This is a genomic window from Pseudomonas sp. (assembly GCF_049645325.1).
Lineage (GTDB): Bacteria > Pseudomonadota > Gammaproteobacteria > Pseudomonadales > Pseudomonadaceae > Aquipseudomonas.
The window spans coordinates 1-1825 of record NZ_JBARTQ010000025.1; the positions used below are offsets into that span (position 1 = coordinate 1).

Consider the following 1825-nt stretch of genomic DNA (forward strand, 5'->3'; position numbering starts at 1 on the left):
GACTGACACACCGCCTTCGCGAGCAAGCCCGCTCCCACATTTTGATCAGCGCCGGTTGATGAACCCCGACAACGCCGCCATCGCCTCCGGCGACTTCAGCCGCTGCACAAACAACGCGCCCTCCTCCTCGATCACCTGCCGCAACTGCTCGCGGTCCACGCTCTTCATCAGTTGCTTGGTCACCTGCACCGCCCCCGGTGCCAGGGTTTCAAAGCGCTCGGCGACTTCCCGCGCCCTGGCCAGCGCCGCTTCACCACTGCCCAGCGCCTCGGTGGCAATGCCCCACGCCGCCGCCTGTTCACCGCTGAACCCCTCGCCCGACAGCAACAATTCCGCCGCCTTCGCGTGCCCCAACAAGCGCGGCAGAATCAGGCTTGAACCAAACTCCGGACACAGCCCCAGATTGACGAACGGCATGCGCAACCGCGCATCGCGACTGACGTACACCAAGTCGCAATGCAGCAACAAGGTTGTGCCGATCCCCACCGCCGCACCCGCCACAGCGGCGATCACCGGCTTGCGGCAATTGAGCAGGCTTTTCATAAAATGAAACGGCGGGCTGTCGAGGTCGTTGGGCGGCTGTTCAAGAAAGTCGGCGATGTCGTTGCCGGCAGTGAAACATTCACTGCTGCCCTGGATCAGCACGGCGCGGATGTCGGCATCCGCGTCGGCCTGCTCCAGCGCCTCAGCCAACCGCGTGTACATGGCGCGGGTCAGGGCGTTTTTCTTGTCGGGGCGATTGAGCTTCAAGGTCAGCAGCCCGCGCTCGCGGTGCTGCAGGATGGCGTCAGTCATGGCGAATCTCGCGGCTGTAGAATTCAGCGCTCAACCACGGGGCAGGAACACATCGGCCAGCAGTTGATTGCGCGGCAGTCCCGCCAGAAACAAGCGCTTGGAAAACGCCTCGACGCTGACGGGGTGTCCGCAGAGTAAGGCCAGAGTTTGCCGTGAAACAAGCCGCAGTTGCGCCAATGCCTCGGTCAACTCAGCCGCCGTCCATAGCTCCACCGCCAGGTTTGGATGCTGCGCAGCCAACGCGGACAAGGGTTCGGCCAGATAATGCCCTTCGGCATCATGGGCCAGGTGAATCACGCGGATGGCGCCCTGGTGATCCTGGCGCAGGGCTTCTCGCAACACGCCCCACAAGGGTCCAAGGCCGGTGCCCGACGCCAGAAGCCACAGCGGCCGTGACTGCCAGTCAGGATCGTACTGCAGCGCACCGCCGCGTAATTCGCCCAGGCGCAGGCGATCACCGATTGCCAGCTGTCGCGCCGCATCGCTGAATTCACCGGGCTGGCGGCAATCGAGGTGAAACTCCAGAAACGCGTCTTCCTGAGGCAAACTCGCCAGGGAATACGGCCGCGCCACCTGCCCCGCCCACAACACCAGGTGCTGCCCGGCGCGGTAACGCAGGCCGCGCTCCGGTTGCAGGCGCAGGCGCAGCACGCTCGCGTTCAGCCAGTCGAGCCCGACCACGTGGGCCGGCAAGCCATCCCGCAGCGGGTCAAAGGCTTCGACCTGCACATCCCCGACAACCCTGCACTGGCACGCCAAGCGCCAGCCATCCTGGCGTTGCGCCGGGCTCAGGGCATCCGGTTGCTGGTCGTCAACTTCACCCTGGCAACGCACCAGGCACGCGTGGCAACTGCCGGCCCGGCAACTGTAAGGCACGGCCACACCGGCCTGATTCAAGGCATCCAACAGATTGCTGCCGGTGGAGACCGACCAGTGGCGTTCGCCGACGTGCAGTTCAGGCATTAAAAGTCTCGAAAAAGGGGCTGCCACCGTAGCGGCTTTTCATGTGGGAGCGGGCTTGCTCGCGAAG

2 protein-coding genes are annotated in these 1825 nt (G+C 64.5%); both read right to left on the minus strand.

Features of this window, described 5'->3' with window-relative positions; genetic code table 11:
• Positions 1–45: 45 nt before the first annotated feature.
• A complete protein-coding gene (locus tag WBB95_RS00825) occupies positions 46–795 on the minus strand; it encodes an enoyl-CoA hydratase-related protein (protein ID WP_424485862.1) in 750 nt (249 codons plus the stop codon).
• Between the two features lie 30 nt (positions 796–825).
• Positions 826–1758 carry an iron-sulfur-binding ferredoxin reductase gene (locus WBB95_RS00830; protein ID WP_424485863.1) on the minus strand — a complete coding sequence of 311 codons (933 nt, stop codon included), beginning with the start codon at positions 1756–1758 and terminating at the stop codon, positions 826–828.
• Positions 1759–1825: the final 67 nt, after the last annotated feature.

Excerpts from the sequence above, each read along its gene's own strand:
- WBB95_RS00825 (WP_424485862.1), bottom strand. The coding sequence starts at position 795 with ATGACTGACGCCATCCTGCAGCACCGCGAGCGCGGGCTGCTGACCTTG.
- WBB95_RS00830 (WP_424485863.1), bottom strand. The coding sequence starts at position 1,758 with ATGCCTGAACTGCACGTCGGCGAACGCCACTGGTCGGTCTCCACCGGC.